Genomic DNA, 20,842 nt, shown 5'->3' with positions numbered 1-20,842 from the left:
CACCGGAAGATCCGAAACACCCCTGAAGCGAGCGGCAAGGGGACGGCCCCGAGCGTGAGCCGCGCGCGAGTCATCCTCCTCAATGCCGCCTTGGGCCCGCTCGACTATCGGGTACCGAACGGGATGGCGATCGAGCCGGGCTCGATCGTCGTCGCGCCGCTCGGGCCGAGGCAGCTGGTCGGAGTCGTCTGGGAACCGGAACGGGCGCCGACGGAGGAAGTCGGCGACTATCGGCTCCGGCCGCTTCTCCAGGCCTTCGATCTGCCGCCCTTGCCGGAGCCGCTTCGGCGGCTGATCGAGTGGACGGCCGATTATTATCTGGCGCCGCTCGGCGCCGTCCTGCGGATGGCGCTGCCTTCGTCGAGCGCCCTGGAAGGCGCCCGGACCGTTACCGAATATCGCGCCACCGGCCATGTGCCCGACCGGCTGACTCCGCAGCGTGCCCAGGCGCTGGAGCGGATCGGCGACCGCATGGGCCTGATCCGCGAACTGGCGATGATCGGCGGCGTCTCGGACGCGGTCATTCGCGGCCTGGTCAAGTCGGGGGCGATCGAACCGGTCGAGGTGACGATCGACGAGCCCTATCCCGAACCGGACCCCGGCCACGGCCCGCCAGCGCTGGAGCCGGTCCAGGCCGAAGCGGCCGCGGAGCTCAGGGAAGCGGTTGCCGGCGCCGAATTCGCGCCCTTTCTGCTCGACGGAGTCACCGGATCGGGCAAGACCGAAGTCTATTTCGAGGCGATCGCCGAAGCGCTCCGGCGGGGCCGCCAGACGCTCGTCCTCCTCCCCGAGATCGCATTGACGGAACCCTTCCTCAAGCGCTTCGCCGCCCGCTTCGGCGCCGAGCCGGTCGCCTGGCATTCGGGGCTTCGGCAGTCGCAGCGGCGCCGCGCCTGGCGGTCGATCGCCAGCGGCGAAGCGCGGGTGACGGTCGGCGCCCGTTCGGCTTTGTTCCTGCCCTATCCGAAGCTCGGCCTGATCGTCGTCGACGAGGCGCATGAGGCGAGCTTCAAGCAGGAGGACGGCGTTCAGTATCACGCCCGCGACGTTGCCGTGATGCGCGCCAAGCTGGAGGCGATTCCGGTCGTGCTCGCCTCCGCGACTCCGGCGATCGAAACCCGCCACATGGTCGAGACCGGAACCTATCGCGAGATCAGGCTGTCCGATCGCTATGGCGGCGCTCGCCTTCCGGACATGGCGGCGCTCGACCTGATCCAGGATCCGCCGCCGCGCGGCCGCTGGCTTGCCCCGGCCCTGGTCGCCGAGCTGGAGGCGAACCTCGGGGCGGGCGAGCAGAGCCTGCTCTTCCTCAACCGGCGCGGCTATGCGCCGCTGACCCTTTGCCGTCATTGCGGCTACCGCTTCCAGTGCCCGAACTGCACCGCCTGGATGGTCGAGCATCGCTTCACCCGCCGGCTCGCCTGCCATCATTGCGGCCATGTCATGCCGACCCCGAAGGCCTGCCCGGAATGCAAGGAGGAGGACAGCCTGGTCGCCTGCGGGCCCGGCGTCGAGCGGATCGCCGACGAGGTCCGAGCCTTGTTCCCGGAGGCCCGGACCGCCGTCGTCACCTCCGACACGATCTGGTCTCCGGCCAAGGCGGCCGAGTTCGTCGGCCGGATGGAGGCGGGCGAGATCGACATTGTCATCGGCACCCAGCTCGTCACCAAGGGCTATCATTTCCCCAACCTGACCCTGGTCGGCGTGGTCGACGCGGATCTCGGCCTTTCCGGCGGCGACCTTCGCGCCGCCGAACGGAGCTTTCAGCAGATCCAGCAGGTTTCCGGCCGGGCCGGCCGGGGCGACAAGCCGGGCCGAGTCCTCGTCCAGACCCACGATCCCTCGGCGCCGGTGATCAGCGCCCTCGTCAGCGGCGACAGCGAAGGCTTCTATGCGGCCGAGACGGATGCCCGCCGCGAAGCGGCGATGCCGCCCTTCGGACGGCTCGCCGCGATCATCGTCTCCGCCGAGGACCAGGCCGAAGCCACGGAGGCGGCGCGGATGATCGGCCGGGCCGCGCCCAGCCACGACAACATGGCCGTGTTCGGCCCCGCCCCCGCCCCGCTCGCCATGCTCCGCGGCCGCCACCGCCTTCGGCTGCTCGTCCACGCCGCCCGATCGGTGCCGGTGCAGGACATCATCCGCGACTGGCTGGGGCAGCTCGAATGGCCGCGCGGCGTGCGGGTCAATGTCGACGTCGACCCTTATTCCTTTCTTTGATCGCGAGGCGTTCGCCGCCTTCCGGCGAGCCGGCGGACACCGTCCCGCGCTTGCCAGGGGAGCGCCGTCCCCCATAAGAAGGCGCGCCACCTGGCGAAGGGACTCATGGCTCGTTTTCTGCTTTTCCTGCTGGCGGCGCTGACCCTGGCGACCCCGCTGCACGCCGACGACATTTCGGTCGCCGGGCGGAGCGTGGTTCGGGTGGTCGTCATCGCCTTCGAAGATGGCGAACCGGCCGATTTCGGTCATGGCAGCGGCTTTGCGGTTGCCCCCAACCGGATCGTGACCAACGCCCATGTCGTCGCTCCGGCCGCCGAATATCCGGACAGCGTCGTCGTCGGGGTCGTCCCTTCGGAGGGCAGCAAGTCCTACGGCGCCCGGATCCTCGCCATCGACCAGGCGCGCGACCTCGCCTTGCTCGAAGTCGTCGAGGGGAGCATTCCGCCCATCCCGCTTTATGTCGGGCCACTCAATGACGGCGAGGAGGTGGCGGCGCTCGGCTATCCGGGCAATGTCGATCTCGCCACTGCGCGCTCGGCCGGCGACTATATCACTCCGCTGCCGCCCACCCGATCGGTGGGAATCTTCTCCAACGCCCGGGCGATCAACGGCATTTCGACCCTGCTCCACACGGCCAACATCGCCCGCGGCCATAGCGGCGGCCCGTTGCTCGACCCCTGCGGCCGGGTGCTTGGAGTGAACACCCTGATCACCCGCAACGAGCAGGGCGATGCGCCCTTCGCCTTTGCCGTCTCCAATCGCGAGCTCACCGCCTTCCTCCGCCAGGCCAATCAGCCGTTCCAGACGATCGGCACCGACTGCGTCGCCATGGCCGAACGCCTGCGCCAGGACGAAGCCCGGGCGGCGGCCGAGGAACGGAGGCGCCAGGCCGAAGCGGCGCAGCGCGAGCGCCAGCTCGAGGAAGCGCGCGAGCGGGCGGTGGCGGCGATCGAGGAATCGCGCGAAACCCGACTCGCCCTCTCCGTGCTGCTGCTCGTCCTTTCGCTTCTGGCGTTCGGCGGCGCGGGCATCCTAGTCGTCAAGAACCAGCAGAAAGCGGTGATCCCGCTCGCCGCCGGCGGAGCGATCCTGCTGATCGCTTCGGTCGCCGTCTTCCTGACCCGACCGAGCCGGAGCGATGCCCAGGTCGAGCTCCCGGCTGAGGGCAAAGCCGCCGCCGATTCCGAGCCGAGCCGGTTTGTCGGCCAGAATCTCTGCCGGCTGGTGGCGGAGCGGAGCCGGGTGACGGTCACCTCCGCCCAGGACGTCCCGCTGCAATGGAGCGCGAGCGGCTGCGTCAACGGCCGAACCCAATATGCCCGCAACGGCGATGTCTGGAGCCGGGTCCTCGCGCCGGCCTCCGAACAGGCGGTGTCCGTGCTCGAATTCCACCCGGCGACCGGCGAATATGTGGTCACCCGCTACCAGCTCGGCGCCGAGGCCATGGACCGGGTGCGCGCGCTTCGCGGCGGCGAGGAGACCAAGTCCTGCGCGGCCGGGGAGGAAGCGCGGATCCAGCTCGCGGAACGGCAGCGCCAGATCCTCGAACAGCTTCCGGAGCTGCCCAACGAGCGGCTCGTCTATCAGTGCGAGCCCGGGTCACGATCCGGCTGAGCAAAGGCCATCCCGTTGCAATAGCTTGTCAATTGACCTAGTCCGAAGCCTTGAAAGACGGGGGCTCGTCAATGATTCGCAAGCTTTTGGTCGTCTTCGGCCTGTTCTTTTCGACCGCCGCACAGGCCGAATGGCGGGAAGCGACATCAGCGAACTTCGTCGTCTATACCGAGGGCAGCGAAGAGGTTGCGCGCGAGTTCGCGACCAAGCTCGAAAAGTTCAACTACGTGCTTCGAACCTTTCACAATGTGCGTGAAGTCGAGGCGGCACCGCGCTTCCGAGTGTTCCTGCTCGACAATATCGACGCGGTCCAGCGCATGATCGGGGCTCCGGGTAGCGGCATTGCCGGCTACTACATCTCCGATGCGCGAGGGCTGATGTTCGTCGGAATGCGTGCGGCCGGATCAAACCGGCGCTTCGACCCGGAACTGATCCTGTTCCACGAATATGTCCACCATTTCATGTACCAGTATTTCCCGGCGACTTACCCGACCTGGTACAGCGAGGGCTATCCTGAGTTGTGGGCCACCATCGAGTTCCTCGACAATGATGTGGTCGAGGTGGGTCGGCCTCAGGAAGGCCGCTTCGGATCCTTCGTTCAGGGACGTTGGGTACCGCTCAGTCGCCTGCTGACCGCGCAGACTTATGCCGACATTCCCGACGTCGACCTGATCTACGCCCAGGGGTGGCTGCTCAACCGGTACATTTTCGAGAATTCCGACCGTCGTCGTCAGCTTCAGGAATATCTGCGGCTGATCCAGGCCGGCGCGTCCTATGCCGATGCCGCTCGCCAGGCGTTCGGAGACATTGGGCGGCTCAATAACGAGCTCTACAATTATGCCGGGCGCAGCCGCTTCGACGTCGTCCGCCTTCCGTTCCGGACCATCGATGTCGGACCGATCAGTGTCCGCACCCTTTCGCCGGCGGAGCAGGCTTTGATCGAATATGAGATCAAGCTCAGTCAGGGCGTGTCCGTACGGGATATCGCCGAGCGGGCCAGCGAGATCCGCTCGATCGCTGGCCGCTTCCCGGACAATCCGTTCGCGCTGGCCCTCGTTGCCGAGGCCGAGCAGCTGGCCGGCAATCTCGACGCTGCGGCGGCCGCAGCGGAACGCTGGCTGCAGATCCAGCCGGGAAATCCGCGGGCGGTGATGCGCAAGTCCAGGATCGAGATTGCTCGACTGCGGGCGGCCCGATCGACCGACCAGCGCGCCTGGGAGGCGGCACGCGCGCCGCTTCGGGCGGCAATGACCGCCGCGCCCAACGATCCCCTCGTCTTCGAGGCTTATTATGACAGCTTTGCCGATCAAGGCGTGCTTCCGCCGGAGGATGCACAGAACGCCCTTTATACGGCCCACGAGCTCGCTCCGAGCGACGGCGAGCTCAGCTACAAGCTGGCGCGCGACTTCGAGCAACGGAACATGATTCGCGAGGCAATCGCGATCATCCGCCCGGAAGCCTATCGGACGCCGATCCGGCGGGGCGAGTCCGAACGCCAGCGGCGGGAGCGTGAGCGGCTCGAGGACCGAAACCGGCAAGCCGGTACCCAACGGCGCGAGACGGCGCGCGAAATGCTTACCCGGCTTGAATCGAGGGTCGAGCAGCGCAGCGGCGGATCGGTCGGCCAGGAGTGACGGCGACGATCGCTTCGGACGACCCGCGGACGAAAGTCGAAGTCGGCCCCTGAGAAGACGGATCGAATCTCGTCATTCCGCCTCTGCGGCCTTCCAGGCCCCTTCCCGTTCGAGCAGCTTCGCCTTGCGCTCGAGGCCGTAGGCATAGCCGCCAAGGCTGCCGTCGGTTCGGATGACCCGGTGGCAGGGAATCAGCACCGCGACGGCATTGTCGCCATTGGCGCTTCCTGCCGCGCGAACCGCCCCGGGCCGGCCGACCGCCGCCGCGATCTGGGCATAGGTTCGGGTTTCGCCCGGCGGGATCCGGGTCAGCTCGCGCCAGACCGCCTCCTGGAAGGCGGTTCCACGAACGTCGAGCGGAAGATCGTGCGGCTTTTCCGGCGCGTTCACCGCCGCCACCGTCCGTTGGAGAAGATCGGCCATTTCCGGTCCGCCCGCTTCGATCCTTGCCCTGGGAAAATGTTTGCGAAGCGCCGGTTCGTCCTCGTCGAACGACAATCGGCAGATCCCCTTCTCCGTCGCGGCGACCAGCATCGTTCCGAGCGCGGTCTCGGCCGTGGCCCAGCGGATCGTTTCCCCCTGCCCGCCCTTGCGCCAGGCGGACGGAGTCATCCCCAGCCGTCGCTTGGCATCGGCATAGAAGCGGGCCGGGCCGGAATAGCCGGCATCGTAGATGGCATCGGTGATCCGGCCATTTTCCGCCAGCGCCTCCTGGGCGCGCCTGGCGCGAAGGCTCCGATAGTAAGCGGCCGGAGTGACTCCGGTGGCGCGCTTGAACAGCCGGTGGAAATGGTGCGGCGAATAGCCGCAGGCCTGCGCCAGCTGCTCGAGCGAAGGCGCCTCCTCCGCCTCGGCGAGCAGCCGGTATACCTTCGTCAGCGCCTCCTCCTCGCGCGACACGTCGTCGGGGCTGCAGCGAAGGCACGGCCTCAGGCCCGCCGCGCGCGCCTCCTCGCCATTGGCGAAGAAGCCGACATTTTCCCGCTTCGGGTGGCGGGCGGCGCAGGACGGGCGGCAGTAGATTCCGGTGGAGAAGACGCCGGTGACGAAGCGTCCGTCCATGCTTCGGTCGCGCGCCATCACCGCCGCCCAGGCGGCTTCGTCGGAAATGGGCGCGGCATCGTTCACGGCCTGAGGTCTATCGCGATAGGGTTCGGTTGCAACGCTTGCCATGGTTCAGTGCCTTTCCACTCGTGCGAGGAAGCAGCCGAAGGCCGCATTGTGCGCGTGAATCTCCTCGATCTCCGGCTGCTCCAGCAATTGCCGGATCCGGGCGTCGGCCTCGCCGGGCAACGCCAGCAGCGCGTGACGGAGCATGCCTTGCGAATCGAACCCGCGAAGCCCCAGCGTCCGGCGGTCCAGATAGAGCGGCGCCTCATCCTCGAATTCGGCCCGACTGGCATTCTCGCGAACATAGATGGCGTGGGTCGTCCGGAACGGCGTCGGTGCGTCGTGGGAGACATGGTTGACGAGCAGCAGCGTCTCGCCCGGCCGCGCATCCTCCAGCGACACCCGGCAGGGAAAGCCCACGGGAGAGTCCGCGGTCACTCGCCGAGCCCTGCGCTCGGCCAGTTCGCCGTCGCTCATCCCGAACAGCGGCTTGAACGGGTCCGGTTCCAGTCCGGCGATCCGATAGGTCATGACGCATTCCTTTCGCGGCCCTTTGTGCCGCGGCGAAAGCGCGCCCGCGTCCCGACGCTTGCGGTCAAAGTTTCGAAGTGGGAAGCGCTCTGCGAGCTGCTGTCGCCTTGGCGCACGGATCCGGTCCCAAGACGGAGGACGCAGCCGAATTAAGTATTGTGTCCCCGGAACTTCATGAAGGAGAAGCGTGGCGGGATCGAACGGCTCGCGCGGGCCGTCGGTTTGGGGGTCGGGTAACGCTGGGACCGTGCCAGTGCGTTTTCTTGCTATGCATTGCTCCTCTCGGCTTCCCAGGACGAGAGGAGCTCCTCTACCTTCGCCCGGATCGACGGAAGACGCGTCACATCGATCTCTCTCAAGCGAACAGCGTACACCAAGTCCTTATAATGCCCGAGAGACGTGCAAAGCCCCGAACTCCCGTCATCAGATAATGCGAAGCAGGACGCAACCACCGTCCCTTGGTCCTTCAAACGATACTCCCATTGTGTGGGGTCTCCGTCCCGGTGAACCTTCTCCAAATCAAAGTTCTGCTTTTCATCAACTGCTTCATCGCCGCCGGAAGCAGCTGCACAAGCCGAGGCAAGCTGATTGGACGCTGGAGGAGTCGTCGGGTGACAAGTCCTTGCAGTCGATTCTATTATCACCCTTAGCTGCTCTTGAGGCTGGGCCTCGGGATTGATGACAAACCGCAATGCATCCGACTGACTCGCCGGTAACCACGGTATGGTTTCCTGCACCAAATGTCCTGGGGGAACATGAAAGACGCGACCATCGATCTCGATCGCCGCTACGTCACCTCTACTACAGCCGCTAGTGGCCATAGATATCAGACCTCCCGCAAGCGCGGTCACTATGATCCCTCGCATCGTTAGCATCCCAGGTCCATTTTGCGGCGCACGGCCGGACGCATACGGGTAATCTAATTCTCGCCTACGGTGATCATCAAAGCGATGATCTCGAAGATCCGGGAACGAGACGGTCATCGAGTTCCGGGGACACAATACCTAATTGCCTAACCATTAGTTCGGCCATACCCCCAAACCTCGCCACCTCCTGACGCTCCCCCTCTCAGCCGACAATCAGAAATACGCGCGCAGCGGCGTCATCTGGTCGAGGGTCCAGTCTTCCGGCATCAGTGCCAGGCCGCGGCCCGGCGGCAGGTACCACATCGTATAGTGCATCAGCCCATTCATCAGGCCTTCGTCGGCAAAGCTGCTGCGCTTGCGTCCGATGACGAGATTGCGCGTCGGCTTCTGCCGCGGATCGATGAGGAGTTGGACGTGCGGGTCGGGCAGATCCCAGCGCGCGGTGAGATAATGGTTGAGCGCCTGGGCCGAATGCGGCGGCAGATAATCGGCCGACGGCGCGGCGACGAGCACCGGGTGCGGCGGCTCGCGCCCGAAGCCGAACAGGCCGCGCTTCGGCGGCGGCGCGGGCGGGCTCGCCCAATCGGCGAGGTCGGCCGGATCGCCGTCGGGCGGATCGTAGCGGACCATCGAATCGATCACGCCGAACGAATAGACGAACTGGGGCGCGTCCGCCGGATCGGCGCCGGTGAAGAGGACGATTCCGGTCGCGTTCAAAAGGCAATGCTCGGCAAGCCCCGCCAGGCACTGCGCCTCGAACGCCGCGCCCTCGCGCGGCAGGTTCAGCCGCAGATAAAGCATGCCGTCGGGGCCGGAGAAAGGATCCGGCGAAGCCAGCTCGAGCGAGGCGAACCAGGCGAGATCGTGGAAGCGTTTGTGCCAGGCCGAGTCGCGCCATCGGCCGGCCATTGGAAGAGCTGGGCCAGAGCCGCCGTCCTTTCCAGGTCGAACATCGCCGTCCGGTCGTCATGGAAGCGCTTCATCGGCCTTCCCCGTCGACACAGGATAGAGGGCGGCGGTTCAGGGCACAATCTGGTGCGCCTTGAGTCGGAGCCAAGCCCCTGCTAGGGGGCCCCCGACCCATCCGGGAGCGCCATCGGCGCACCCTTTCGCATGGGGCGAAAATCCGATCTGGGAGTTACAAGGCGCGTGGATATTTCCGGCGGCATTCAGGCAAGCCTGGCGGGGCGCTATGCTCTGGCCCTGTTCGAGCTCGCCCGTGACGAGAAGCAGCTCGAAATCGTCGGCGCGAGCCTCGCCGCGGTTCGCCAGGCGCTGACCGAATCCGAGGACTTTCGCGAGCTGACGACCAGCCCGCTGATCGGCCGCGAAGCGGCGGTTGCGGCGGTCGCGGCGGCCGCGGACGCGATGAAGATCGATCCGCTGACCAGGAATTTTCTCGGCGTTCTTGCCCGCAACCGCCGGCTCTCCCATCTCGGCAACGTGATCCGGGCGTTCAACTTGCTCGCCGCCCGCCACCGCGGCGAGATCACCGCCGAAGTCACCTCCGCCCACCCGCTCGACGACGGGCAGGTGGCGGCCCTGAAGCAGAATCTCCGCGCCCGAATGGGCCGCGACATTGCCGTCGACCTCAGCGTCGATCCGTCGATCCTTGGCGGGCTGGTCGTGAAGATCGGCAGCCAGATGATCGATGGTTCGATCCGAACGAAACTCAACACCCTCGCGCATGCGATGAAAGGCTGAAAATGGACATCCGCGCCGCTGAAATTTCCAAGGTCATCCGCGACCAGATCTCGAGCTTCGGCAACGAAGCCCAGGTCAGCGAGGTCGGCACCGTGCTGTCGGTCGGCGACGGCATCGCCCGAGTCTATGGCCTCGACCGGGTCCAGGCGGGCGAGATGGTCGAGTTCGAGAACGGCATCAAGGGCATGGCCCTCAACCTCGAAGCCGACAATGTCGGAATCGTGATCTTCGGCTCCGACGCCGAAATCAGCGAGGGCAGCACCGTCCGCCGCACCGAGACGATCGTCGACGTTCCGGTCGGCAAGGGCCTGCTCGGCCGAGTGGTCGACGGTCTCGGCAACCCGATCGACGGCAAGGGCCCGATCGAGGCGACCGAGCGCCGCCGGGTCGAGGTCAAGGCGCCCGGAATCATCCCGCGCAAGTCGGTCCACGAGCCGGTCCAGACGGGCCTGAAGGCGCTCGACGCCCTCGTGCCGATCGGCCGCGGCCAGCGCGAGCTGATCATCGGCGACCGCCAGACCGGCAAGTCCGCCGTCGCGATCGACACGTTCATCAACCAGCGCGAGGTGAACAAGTCCGGCGACGAGAGCCAGAAGCTCTACTGCATCTACGTCGCGGTCGGCCAGAAGCGCTCCACCGTCGCCCAGATCGTTCGCCAGCTCGAAGAGAATGGCGCGATGGAATATTCGATCGTCGTCGCCGCCACCGCTTCCGAGCCGGCGCCGCTCCAGTTCCTGGCGCCCTATACCGGCTGCACGATGGGCGAATATTTCCGCGACAACGGCATGCACGCCGTCATCGTCTATGACGACCTTTCCAAGCAGGCCGTCGCCTACCGGCAGATGTCGCTTCTGCTTCGTCGCCCGCCGGGCCGCGAAGCCTATCCCGGCGACGTCTTCTACCTCCACAGCCGCCTGCTCGAGCGCGCCGCGAAGCTGAACGAGGCCAATGGCCTGGGATCGCTGACCGCGCTTCCGATCATCGAGACTCAGGCCGGCGACGTGTCGGCCTACATCCCGACCAACGTGATCTCGATCACCGACGGCCAGATCTTCCTCGAAACCGAGCTTTTCTACCAGGGCATCCGTCCGGCCATCAATGTCGGCCTGTCGGTCAGCCGGGTCGGTTCGGCCGCCCAGACCAAGGCGATGAAGAAGGTGGCGGGATCGATCAAGCTGGAGCTCGCCCAGTATCGCGAAATGGCGGCCTTCGCCCAGTTCGGGTCCGACCTAGACGCCTCGACCCAGCGCCTGCTCAATCGCGGCGCTCGGCTGACCGAGCTGCTCAAGCAGCCGCAGTTCAGCCCGATGCCGGTCGAAGAGCAGGTCGTTTCGATCTTCGCCGGCGTGAACGGGTTCCTCGACGGGATCCCGACCGAGGCGGTGACCCGCTTCGAAGGCGCCCTGCTCAGCCACATGCGCTCGGAGCATTCCGACGTTCTGGGCAAGATCCGCGACTCGAAGGCCCTGGACGACGAGACGATTGACCGCCTCAAGTCGATCCTCGGCGACTTCGTGAAGACGTTTGCGTAACTGACCTCGGCTCCCGCGAAAGCGGGAGCCCGAACCGGGTTCCTGCCCGCGCAGGAACGCACAAGGGAAACAGATGGCCAGCCTCAAGGCGCTCAAGAACCGGATCTCGTCGGTCAAGTCGACGCAGAAGATCACCAAGGCGATGAAGATGGTCGCCGCCGCCAAGCTGCGCCGGGCGCAGATGGCGGCGGAAGCCGCGCGTCCCTATTCGGAGCGGATGACCGAAGTGGTGGCGAGCCTGGCGGGCCGGATCGCCCCGGGCCCGCAGAGCCCCAAGCTGCTCGCCGGCACCGGCGCCGACAATTGCCACCTTCTGGTCGTGTGCACCTCCGACCGCGGCCTGGCCGGAGCGTTCAACGCCAACATCGTCCGCGCCGCCCGCCGGAAGGCGGAAGATCTGCAGGCGCAGGGCAAGACGGTCTATTTCTACCTGGTCGGCCGCAAGGGCCGGGCGGTGATCCAGCGCCTCTTCCCGCGCCAGATCGTGCACCAGCACGATACCAGCGAAATGAAGCAGCCGAGCTTCGCCGATGCCCAGGCGATCGCGAACGACATCATCGATCGCTACACCACCGACGGGATCGACGTCGTCCACCTCTTCTACGCCCGGTTCCGCTCGGCCCTGGTCCAGGAGCCGGTGGGTCAGCAGATCATTCCGGTCCAGACGGCCGAAAACCCGGCCGGCGCCGGCGGCGGAGTCCAGCCGGCGGTCGAATATGAGCCGGACGAGTCGGAAATCCTCGCCGAGCTTCTGCCGCGCAACCTCGCCGTCCAGGTCTTCCGGGCCCTGCTCGAAAATGCCGCTTCCGAGCAGGGAAGCCGGATGACGGCGATGGACAATGCGACGAGGAATGCGGGAGACATGATCAACCGCCTCACCATCCAGTATAATCGCACGCGCCAGGCGGCTATCACCAAGGAGCTGATCGAGATCATCTCCGGAGCCGAAGCGCTATGAAGACCATCCTTGGCCTCCTCGCTCTTGCCGCTGCCGCCCAGTCGGGCGCGCCGACGGCCGCGCAGTTCAATGCCGCGCTTCGCGCCGCCTGCCCCGAGCCGCGCGCCGCGACCCGCAACGTCAGCTGCCAGCGCGCCGAGGAAGGCTCGGTCCAGTTCAGCTGCCGCTACGAGATGCAGGGCGCCGACGGACGCTGGGCACAGCATGAGGCGATCCTCCAGCAGGCGGAGGGCGAATGGGTCTGGATCGACGGACCGACGCGCTGCGACGAACAACAACCCGAATTGAACTGAGCAGGAAAACAGACATGGCAACCGCCGCAATCGACCGTCCCGCAACCACCAACAATGTCGGCCGAATCAGCCAGGTGATCGGCGCCGTCGTCGACGTCACCTTCGACGGCGAGCTTCCGGAGATCCTCTCCGCGCTCGAAACCGACAATGGCGGCAACCGCCTCGTCCTTGAGGTCGCCCAGCATCTCGGCGAGAGCACGGTGCGAACGATCGCCATGGACTCGACCGACGGCCTGACCCGCGGCCAGGAAGTGCGCGACACCGGATCGCAGATCCGGGTTCCGGTCGGCCCCAAGACGCTCGGCCGGATCATGAACGTCGTCGGCGAGCCGATCGACGAGCGCGGCCCGATCGAAACCGACCTGACCGCCCCGATCCATGCCGAGGCGCCGAGCTTCGTCGAGCAGTCGACCGAATCCTCGATCCTCGTCACCGGAATCAAGGTCATCGACCTTCTCGCCCCTTATGCCAAGGGCGGCAAGATCGGCCTGTTCGGCGGCGCCGGAGTGGGCAAGACCGTGCTCATCCAGGAGCTGATCAACAATATCGCCAAGGGCCATGGCGGAACCTCGGTGTTCGCCGGAGTCGGCGAGCGCACCCGCGAGGGCAACGACCTTTACCACGAATTCCTCGACGCGGGCGTGATCGCCAAGGACGAGAATGGCAATGCCACCTCCGAAGGATCGAAGGTCGCCCTGGTCTACGGCCAGATGAACGAGCCGCCGGGCGCCCGCGCCCGGGTCGCGCTTTCCGGCCTCACCATCGCCGAATATTTCCGCGACCAGGAAGGCCAGGACGTGCTCTTCTTCGTCGACAACATCTTCCGCTTCACCCAGGCGGGTTCCGAAGTGTCGGCGCTGCTCGGGCGAATCCCCTCGGCGGTGGGCTATCAGCCGACGCTCGCCACCGACATGGGCGCGCTTCAGGAGCGGATCACCTCCACCAACAAGGGCTCGATCACTTCGGTCCAGGCGATCTACGTGCCCGCCGACGACCTTACCGATCCGGCGCCGGCGACCTCCTTCGCCCACTTGGACGCGACCACCGTTCTGTCGCGCGCCATTTCGGAGCTCGGCATCTACCCGGCGGTCGACCCGCTCGACTCCACCAGCCGCGTGCTTGAGCCGCGTACCGTCGGCCAGGAGCATTACGAGACCGCCCGTGCCGTCCAGGCGATCCTTCAGCGCTACAAGTCGCTCCAGGACATCATCGCCATTCTCGGCATGGACGAGCTTTCCGAAGAGGATAAGCTGGTCGTCAGCCGCGCCCGCAAGATCCAGCGCTTCCTGTCGCAGCCGTTCCACGTCGCCGAAGTGTTCACCGGCATCCCCGGCAAGTTCGTTCCGATCGAGGATACGGTGCGAAGCTTCAAGGCGGTGGTGAACGGCGAATATGACCACCTGCCCGAAGCCGCCTTCTACATGGTCGGCGGAATCGAGGAAGCGGTCGCCAAGGCCGAGAGGCTGGCCCAGGAGGCCTGATCCCGCTGGGCGGATCGCCAGGCCCTCGAGGCCTGGCTCAGGCGGTGCCCTGACCGTCGATCGACGGTCAGGGGACGCGCAATTCAGGAAAGAGACGATGGCGCTGAAATTCGAACTGGTGACGCCCGAAAAGCTGCTTCGCTCCGAAGAGGTGCACATGGTGGTCGTGCCCGGCACCGAAGGCGATTTCGGCGTTCTCGAGGGCCACGCCCCCGTCATGTCGACGGTCCGCAACGGCGAACTCGCCGTCTATCGCACCGCCGGCGCCGAGCCGGAACGGATCACGATCGAAGGCGGCTTCGCCGAAGTGAACGAGCGCGGGCTGACGGTGCTGGCCGAAAAGGCCGACGTCGCGGCCTGAGCTAGGACTTTGGCTCGCTGATACCTCCAGGCTTCGGTTCAATCGGACACCGTAACTACCGGCCTGGAGACAAGCTGGACTGCCCGGCCTCGAAGCGCGAAACCCAGCAACCAAGCGAGCAAGTCGCCCGTCACGGTGACGATCCGGAAAGCAGCGGCTGTCAGTGCCAGCACTTGATCGGGATACACCCCGGCTAAGATAGCAAAGAAGGCTAGCTCGCGTACGCCAAGCCCGGCGGGTGAGCCGGGGGTGACGAAGCCGACAAGCCAGCTTACCACGAACGCCCCCGCCACCGCCCCGACCGCGGATCCGCTCCAGGCGCCGGTGATCCCGCTCACCAGCACCAGATTGGCAGCGGCGAGCAGCGCCAGTACCAGCAAGTAGCAGAGCGTTGCGAGCGCCAGAGATCTGAGCAAGCTCGTCTGATCTCCCCCGTCGCGCAACGCGATGAGGGAGCCGATCAATCCAGCAATGGCAGCGAGTGCCGCAGCGACGAGCCAAGTGGCATGGTCGAGGATCCGATCGGCGCCGGCGACCAATCCCAGCGCGAGCGCGATGATCGCCAGCATTGAGCAGGCAGCGAGTATTCCGGCAAGTTCGAGCACCATGGCGGCGGCTGAAATCTTTATCGGGATGCCATGTGCTTGGCCGATCCACGCGCGTCCGACGAATTGAGCGATGTTACCGGGCAGGTACTTCGCGATCTGCGAGAGGAGCAGGATCCGCGCGAGACTGCGGAACTCGATGCGCGCTCCACAAGTCTGGGCAAGAAGGATCCAGCCTGCGGTCATTGGCCCATAAGCGAGGCAATAGAGGCCGAGGGCGCCGAGCAGAGCCGGCCACTGATCCAGAAGCAGTCGGCGTGACTCCGAAGCGGTAAGCGAGTCCCCTACCACGTGCAGGAATACCGCCAGTGCTGCTCCGGAGAACAACATCCCAAGCCAGCGAGCGGCGGAACCTCGGGCAAAGGAAATCAGGCGACGCACCGGGTTTCGCCGGTCTGAGACTGGAAGCAGGGCTTGCGCGCGACCACGAGCAATCCGTGGCCCCGGTCCGGATGATGGCGCTGAAGTGCGATCGCGCTTTTCAAGGCAAGGCGCGATGGAGTGGAGCGAAACAGGCGTGAAAGCTTGGCCTCTACGGAGCGGTCGTGACCGCTGGCGAGCGTCGCCTCCAATCGATCGGCTTCGCCGCGGCGAGTCCTGAAGCGGGACACAAGGTTCCCCGCGGCTCTGATCGCGTTCCCAATCGGGTATCCGTAGAGTCGGGCCTCCAGGATCTCCAGCCCGTTACTCCGAACGAGGGTTAGGAAGTCATCCGGCTCGAAACGGGTGACGTGCCCCGCCCATTCATCCGAACGCCCCCACAGCCGCTGGAACGCCGGAACGGTGGCAAGGAAGATCCCGCCTTCGCGAAGCCTCGAAAGCCATTCTCCGAGCAGTGCACCTGGCGCCTCGACATGCTCCAGCACTTCCGTGGCGACGAGATAGTCGAACATCTCCGTTCCATCGGGAACCGCCGCTATTTCAAAGTCGAGCGCGAACGCGCGTGTGCAGCGGGTCGCCAAGGAGCGGGCGGTCGGATCCAGATCAACGGCCAGGCCTGAGTGGCCGAGCCGCGCCCAGTCCACTAGCAGACGCCCGGCGCCACAGCCCATCTCGAGGAGGCGACCAGGCGGGAAATGGCCAAACGCATCGAGGATCGCCGCCCGCCGGAGCACATGGGCCGGGGATGGAAACCAGCCGTCACCGGACAGGGCGCCAAAAAGCTCGTCGAATGAAGGAGTCATGCGGCTCGCTTTCCAGACACCCGGACGCAGTCGAGAACCTCGGCATAGCGCGCGGCGATGCGAGGCCAGGAATGCTCCTCCGCTCGCCGACGCGCCTGGAGGGCCAGGTCTCCGGCTCTTCGCCGGTCGCTTATTGCCTCGAATAGCGAGTCGGCCAGCGCCCTTTCATCGCCGGGCTTCACGAGCCAGCCGGAGTGACCGGAAACGACTATATCTCCGCATCCGCCAACGTCCGTCGTGACGATCGGCATTCCAGCGGCCGCAGCTTCCAGCAGCACGGTCGGAGTACCCTCGCGATCGCCGTCTTTGGCAATGACGAAGGGTGCACAAAAGACAGCTGCGCCTTCCATTTCCCTCCGCAGACGAGAGTGTGGAAGCGCACCGGTGAAGGTTACCCGTTCCGCCACGCCAAGGTCGAAGGCAAGTTGCTCCAGCTCTGTCCGCAGCGGACCGTCGCCTATTATCCGCAACGGCACGTTCAGTTCGGCCAGTCGACGATCGGTTAGTACCCGGATGAGGTGATCGACCCCCTTCTTGGGCGCAAGGCGTCCGACGAACAGGATCCCGCGTGAGGGAATTGCCATCTCCTGTCGCGTCGCGAACCGGTCCAGATCGACTCCCATCGGGATGTGCAGCAGCTTTCTGCTCCCGCTTGCTGCAAAATGTCGAGCAATCTCGCGCGACACCACCGACACCGCGTCGGCACTTCGCAGAACCCATCGCTTCAGCATGGAGATCGGCGGATACTCCAGGGTGAAGGCATCGGCTCCATGACAGGTCACCAGTGTCGGTGGAACTCGAACGAACAGGCGGGCGAGCGCCAGCACGAGACCCTGCGGGATCAGCCAATGGCAGTGGATCAGGTCGAAGCGCTCGCGTCGCAGCAGCCTTACCAAGGCGAATAGCTGGGCGAACAGAAAGGCCGGCACCAAGGCGTAAAGCAGCGGGCTCTGACGCAGGTTGGGCATGATCGCGCCCGGAGCCGCAAGCTGCTGCCAGCCGGACACTGGCGCATAAGAGAAGCGCCTGACCGCCACACCTTCAAGCAACTCATATCGGGCTGCACCGACGGCCATCGGCGCGAGGATCAACGGCTCGAATCGGTTCGACAGAGCCCGGGCGAGATCAAGAACGAAGCGAGGTTCGCTGTCACCCAGCCAGCGTGGCAGGGTAGAAGTGAGAATAAGCAGCTTGGGTTTGGGAGGAGCACCAGAGTTCATCGTCCTGGCTTCCTCGCCACGGCCACGACCCCATTGGCGAGCATTCCGCTGGAATCGAGCAGCCGATCGAGCGCTTCGGTCAGGATCGATAGCGGCGCATTGAGCAGGACTGCCGCCAGATAGATTGGCCGCGCCAAGGCCGCTCCACCAAGAACCAGGGTAGAAAACTGGTGATGAACAAAGGTCAGCAGACCTCCGAAGGTCTTGATCTCCTCGATCTCGAACCCTGTTTCGACGAGCAGGTGCCTCAATCCGCCAGGCGTGAAGCGGAAATAGTCGTTCGGAAGCTCATGCAGCCGGCTCAGGTGGGGAACGCTGACCACCAGTAACCCACCCGGCTTCAGAGTTCGATAGAGCTCCCGAAGGGCCGCATCTGGTCTTGGAACATGTTCAAGAACCTGGTGGCAGATGCAGGCGTCGTAGCGGGCCGACTCCACCTGCGGCATATCCATGAGGTCCGCAACCCAGGTCACTTTCTCCCCTGCCTTGGGAGCAATGTCGACCGATTCCCTTGTCCCGCCCGCCGCTTCGATGATCGCCGCCCAGGCGCCCCGCCCCGATCCCGCGTCCAGCACCAATCCCTTGGACGCTCGTCGCGTCAGATTGGCCGCCGCACGCCAGAGGGCGTACGTGGTGCCGGAATAGTATCTGTTCGTGAACGCACTGGCCGACGGCGAACGATCGAGCGACTCGCGCCGTGCGTCGGCCAGGAATCTCAGCGCGCGAGCCGGTTGAGCCATGAACGTCCTCAATAATCTGTGAAAGGAAAGCCGGGCGGCGCTTTGGCCACAGGCATCCGAAGGTGACGCCCCCATCGCAGCACCGATCCGCGAAGCCGGTCAGGCACGATCCGGTAGCGGCCTCGACGCAGATGGACGACCTGACCAGGCTGAAGTCGCTTTCCACCGATCGTGATCGGGGCGCTCTCGACCGTGTAGGTTCCGGGTACCCGTATCACGATCGTACCCGGTCTCGACCCCGACGGGATATGCTTGCCAGCAACCCAGATCGGACCCCAATGCTCGACATAGTTTTCGCGAAGCGAACGGGAGTCGATCGGCAGGAAGGTTCCAGAATCATCTCGGCCGGCAAGGGACGCCCCAATTACCGCATGATTGACAATCAGCAGTGGGACGGGTCGCTCCGCCATCATCCGGGTCAGCAACGGCTCGCCAGCGAGGCGATAGCGCTGCAGGCCCCACCCGGAGGTGAGAAAGGCCAGAGCCCGCGGATATTGTCCTACCGTGCCACTGAAATCGAAATAGGCGACAGGTTCAGGGAATATCTCGTGCACGGCATCGACGATGGATCGCTGAAGCGGAAGAACCTGACGTGGCTCAGCGATCGTCAACGCGATCGACATGGCGACAAGAACCGCTGCGTAGAGGCGGGCGCCAATTCGACGGACGACCAGTTCAATCACCGGGATTGCGGCGATCATCGCCGGCGCAAGCAGAAACACGAAATAGTAGGGATAGCTGTTGCGATAGAAAAGCAGTGTCACAAGCGGCAGCCAGCAGCCGGCCAGGGCAACTCTCTCACGCCAATCGGAGAAGCGTCGCCGCCAAAGGAACGGCGCAAGGGCGAGCATCAGTGCCACATGCGGGGCGAGGACCGCCTGGCGAAGTGCATATTTGGCCTGCGGTAGGAAGCCGGCAGAAAAGACCGTCTCCCAAGCCGAAACTATCCCACTTTCGCGCGCCGCCATCGGAACCGGGGACAATCCTGAGGCATGGAGAACGAACAGCAGGATGAAGAGCGACGCAGTCAGGATCAAGGTGCCGGCCCCGAAGCGCAACACGGCTGCGCCTTGATCCTTCTCCTGCCACCGCAGGATGGCAACGCCGATAAGCGGAAGTCCGTAGAAAACGGCCTTGATCGTCAGCATCGTTGCCAGAGCGAGGAGTAGTGAGACGAGGGCCGCATGGGCCCAGTTCAGCGGACGACAGCAGACGCACCATAGCGCCATCATCAGCAAGGCCGTTGCCAAGGGATCGGCTCGAAAAGCAAAACCGTGAAGGAAAACGTAGCCCGCCGTGAGATAAGTGAGAGCACAAAGGGCCGCAGTCCGGCGATCAGTGAACCGGCAGCTTATTCCAAAGAGAGCAGCAGCGGCGATCAACTCGGCGCACAACATTGCGGTCCGACCGATCAGGAGCTGGTCGATCCCGTTCCCGGGCAGGTTCAGCAGCGGATGAAGAAGACGAGTGTAGGAGGTCTGCCAGGGATCGCTCAGACGTCCATCGAGTAGCTCGCGGAACCGGCTGAAGAAAAAGAATTCATCCCAGTTGATGCTCTTGGTCCAGGCCAGATGGAGCTGGAGCACTACGACCAGGACAAGCGCCAAGCCAATAAGCAGCCGGTCGGATCGGCTTGCCGACCTACGATTTACCGCGTCAAAGGCGCCGCGGGAGCGCTCATCGGCACCAACGGGCATTCGGTATTGAACAAGTCCGGTCATGCGCGCAGAACCGAACGTCCCGGGTCAACATCGTCCGGCTGACGCTGGCCTTCGCCGCCGGCGCGATCGATCTCCATTCGCCGGACCTTTTCCAGGGTCATTTCCAGCAATTGGCGGTTGCGGGAAACGACGTCGGCGAGGAGTCCGGTCGCAAGGGCGACAAAGCTCATCACGACCAGCACGCCGCCGAGCACGAGCGACTGAAGGTGGCCGCTGCCGTCTCCGTTCGACCAGAAATAAAGGAAGCGGGCGATCGGCGCCATGCCGACGAGAGCGAGGATGACACCGATGGCGCTGAACGCCCGAAGCGGCCGGTACATCACGTACATCAGCACCAGCGTCTTCAATTGCCTCGAGACGAAGCCCGGAATGCTCGTGAAGAGGCGCGACTCCCTCGTTTTCCCGTTGGTGCCGACCGGCACCGACAGGATCTTCAGCTTTTTGGAGCCGGCCTGGATGATGGTCTCCAGCGTATAGCTGAACGGCGACACGATGTTGGTCTTGAAGGCGGCCTCGCGGCTGAAGGCACGGAAGCCCGACACCGCGTCCGGCAAATCGAGCCCGGTCAGCTTCGACATGATACCGCTGCCGAATGCCTGGAGAATCTTCTTGAGCTGCGAGAAATGGGCGACCTTGCGAGTCTCGCGGTCGCCGACCACGATGTCCGCGCGGCCCTCGATGATCGGCTGAACGAGCTTCGCGATATCAGCGCCGCGATACTGATTGTCGCCGTCGGTGTTGACGATGATGTCCGCGCCAAGCCGCAGACATTCCTCGATTCCTCGCGAGAAGGACCGCGCCAGTCCGAGATTGTGGCGGTTGCGCACGATATGGTGCACGCCGAACCGCCGGGCGACGTCGACCGTACGATCGGTTGAGCCATCGTCGATGATCAGGATCTCGATCGCGTCGATCCCGGGAATGTGCCGCGGAATGTCGACAAGCGTCGCCGCGAGCGTTTCCTCTTCGTTGAGGCAAGGGATCTGGACGATCAGCTTCATGAAGGGGCTCGACGCTCTCTGCCTGGGCTTCGGCTGTGTTTCTGCGGCCAACTCTTCTAAAATTCGT

The 20,842-nt window shown here is 65.1% G+C and carries 18 protein-coding genes; 9 read left to right on the top strand and 9 right to left on the bottom strand.

The genetic code is table 11. The features are described 5' to 3' along the window. Window positions 1-54: 54 nt before the first annotated feature. The 3 genes from ACRYLT_RS08535 (at window position 55) to ACRYLT_RS08525 (ending at window position 5,468) form a co-directional block, all read left to right on the top strand. Window positions 55-2,220, top strand: coding sequence for a primosomal protein N' (locus tag ACRYLT_RS08535; RefSeq protein WP_482663659.1), 2,166 nt, complete (start codon window positions 55-57; stop codon window positions 2,218-2,220). 105 nt (window positions 2,221-2,325) lie between these two features. Continuing rightward, on the top strand, window positions 2,326-3,834 hold the full coding sequence (locus ACRYLT_RS08530) for a S1C family serine protease (RefSeq protein ID WP_482663658.1): 1,509 nt from the start codon (window positions 2,326-2,328) through the stop codon (window positions 3,832-3,834). 71 nt (window positions 3,835-3,905) lie between these two features. Continuing rightward, window positions 3,906-5,468, top strand: coding sequence for a tetratricopeptide repeat protein (locus tag ACRYLT_RS08525; protein WP_482663657.1), 1,563 nt, complete (start codon window positions 3,906-3,908; stop codon window positions 5,466-5,468). A 72-nt stretch (window positions 5,469-5,540) separates the two neighbouring features. Here the strand turns inward: ACRYLT_RS08525 and ada are convergent, their stop codons facing one another. From ada to ACRYLT_RS08510, 3 genes are all read right to left on the bottom strand, one after another. Continuing rightward, window positions 5,541-6,641 carry a bifunctional DNA-binding transcriptional regulator/O6-methylguanine-DNA methyltransferase Ada gene (gene ada / locus ACRYLT_RS08520; protein ID WP_482663656.1) on the bottom strand — a complete coding sequence of 367 codons (1,101 nt, stop codon included), beginning with the start codon at window positions 6,639-6,641 and terminating at the stop codon, window positions 5,541-5,543. Window positions 6,642-6,644: 3 nt separating this feature from the next. Further along, window positions 6,645-7,109 (bottom strand): DUF1203 domain-containing protein, encoded by a 465-nt coding sequence (locus ACRYLT_RS08515; protein WP_482663655.1) that lies wholly within the window; start codon window positions 7,107-7,109, stop codon window positions 6,645-6,647. Window positions 7,110-8,188: 1,079 nt separating this feature from the next. Next, window positions 8,189-8,884, bottom strand: coding sequence for a hypothetical protein (locus ACRYLT_RS08510; protein ID WP_482663654.1), 696 nt, complete (start codon window positions 8,882-8,884; stop codon window positions 8,189-8,191). Between the two features lie 240 nt (window positions 8,885-9,124). On the opposite strand from ACRYLT_RS08510, the gene ACRYLT_RS08505 reads away from it, so the two are divergent. From ACRYLT_RS08505 to ACRYLT_RS08480, 6 genes are all read left to right on the top strand, one after another. After that, complete coding sequence (locus tag ACRYLT_RS08505) at window positions 9,125-9,679, top strand: F0F1 ATP synthase subunit delta (protein WP_482663653.1); 555 nt, start codon at window positions 9,125-9,127, stop codon at window positions 9,677-9,679. Window positions 9,680-9,681: 2 nt separating this feature from the next. Then, on the top strand, window positions 9,682-11,211 hold the full coding sequence (atpA, locus tag ACRYLT_RS08500) for a F0F1 ATP synthase subunit alpha (RefSeq protein ID WP_482663652.1): 1,530 nt from the start codon (window positions 9,682-9,684) through the stop codon (window positions 11,209-11,211). A 73-nt stretch (window positions 11,212-11,284) separates the two neighbouring features. Next, window positions 11,285-12,169 carry a F0F1 ATP synthase subunit gamma gene (locus ACRYLT_RS08495; RefSeq protein WP_482663651.1) on the top strand — a complete coding sequence of 295 codons (885 nt, stop codon included), beginning with the start codon at window positions 11,285-11,287 and terminating at the stop codon, window positions 12,167-12,169. After that, a complete protein-coding gene (locus ACRYLT_RS08490; RefSeq protein ID WP_482663650.1) occupies window positions 12,166-12,462 on the top strand; it encodes a hypothetical protein in 297 nt (98 codons plus the stop codon). The genes ACRYLT_RS08495 and ACRYLT_RS08490 overlap by 4 nt, the downstream gene beginning before the upstream one ends. Window positions 12,463-12,476: 14 nt before the next feature. After that, window positions 12,477-13,943: a F0F1 ATP synthase subunit beta gene (gene atpD / locus ACRYLT_RS08485; RefSeq protein WP_482663649.1), complete on the top strand. Its 1,467-nt coding sequence runs from the start codon at window positions 12,477-12,479 to the stop codon at window positions 13,941-13,943. A 97-nt stretch (window positions 13,944-14,040) separates the two neighbouring features. Further along, the gene (locus ACRYLT_RS08480) at window positions 14,041-14,304 is read left to right on the top strand and encodes an ATP synthase F1 subunit epsilon (RefSeq protein WP_482663648.1); all 264 of its coding nucleotides are present in this window, start codon (window positions 14,041-14,043) and stop codon (window positions 14,302-14,304) included. A 38-nt stretch (window positions 14,305-14,342) separates the two neighbouring features. Here ACRYLT_RS08480 and ACRYLT_RS08475 read toward each other — a convergent pair whose 3' ends face one another. The 6 genes from ACRYLT_RS08475 to ACRYLT_RS08450 form a co-directional block, all read right to left on the bottom strand. Beyond that, window positions 14,343-15,290 carry a hypothetical protein gene (locus ACRYLT_RS08475; RefSeq protein ID WP_482663647.1) on the bottom strand — a complete coding sequence of 316 codons (948 nt, stop codon included), beginning with the start codon at window positions 15,288-15,290 and terminating at the stop codon, window positions 14,343-14,345. Then, window positions 15,278-16,093: a class I SAM-dependent methyltransferase gene (locus tag ACRYLT_RS08470; RefSeq protein ID WP_482663646.1), complete on the bottom strand. Its 816-nt coding sequence runs from the start codon at window positions 16,091-16,093 to the stop codon at window positions 15,278-15,280. Before ACRYLT_RS08470 ends, ACRYLT_RS08475 begins: the two co-directional genes overlap by 13 nt. Continuing rightward, window positions 16,090-17,313, bottom strand: a complete 1,224-nt coding sequence (locus tag ACRYLT_RS08465; protein ID WP_482663645.1) for a glycosyltransferase — start codon at window positions 17,311-17,313, stop codon at window positions 16,090-16,092. The genes ACRYLT_RS08470 and ACRYLT_RS08465 overlap by 4 nt, the downstream gene beginning before the upstream one ends. Beyond that, window positions 17,310-18,053: a class I SAM-dependent methyltransferase gene (locus ACRYLT_RS08460; RefSeq protein WP_482663644.1), complete on the bottom strand. Its 744-nt coding sequence runs from the start codon at window positions 18,051-18,053 to the stop codon at window positions 17,310-17,312. The genes ACRYLT_RS08465 and ACRYLT_RS08460 overlap by 4 nt, the downstream gene beginning before the upstream one ends. Before the next feature lie 8 nt (window positions 18,054-18,061). Beyond that, entirely contained in the window at window positions 18,062-19,660 is a 1,599-nt protein-coding gene (locus tag ACRYLT_RS08455; protein WP_482663643.1) for a hypothetical protein, read from the bottom strand. A 110-nt stretch (window positions 19,661-19,770) separates the two neighbouring features. After that, the gene (locus ACRYLT_RS08450) at window positions 19,771-20,775 is read right to left on the bottom strand and encodes a glycosyltransferase family 2 protein (protein ID WP_482663642.1); all 1,005 of its coding nucleotides are present in this window, start codon (window positions 20,773-20,775) and stop codon (window positions 19,771-19,773) included. Window positions 20,776-20,842: the final 67 nt, after the last annotated feature.

The sequence above is a fragment of the Sphingosinicella sp. SM1-17 genome, from assembly GCF_056821765.1.
This window is presented reverse-complemented; position numbering and strand designations above follow the sequence as displayed.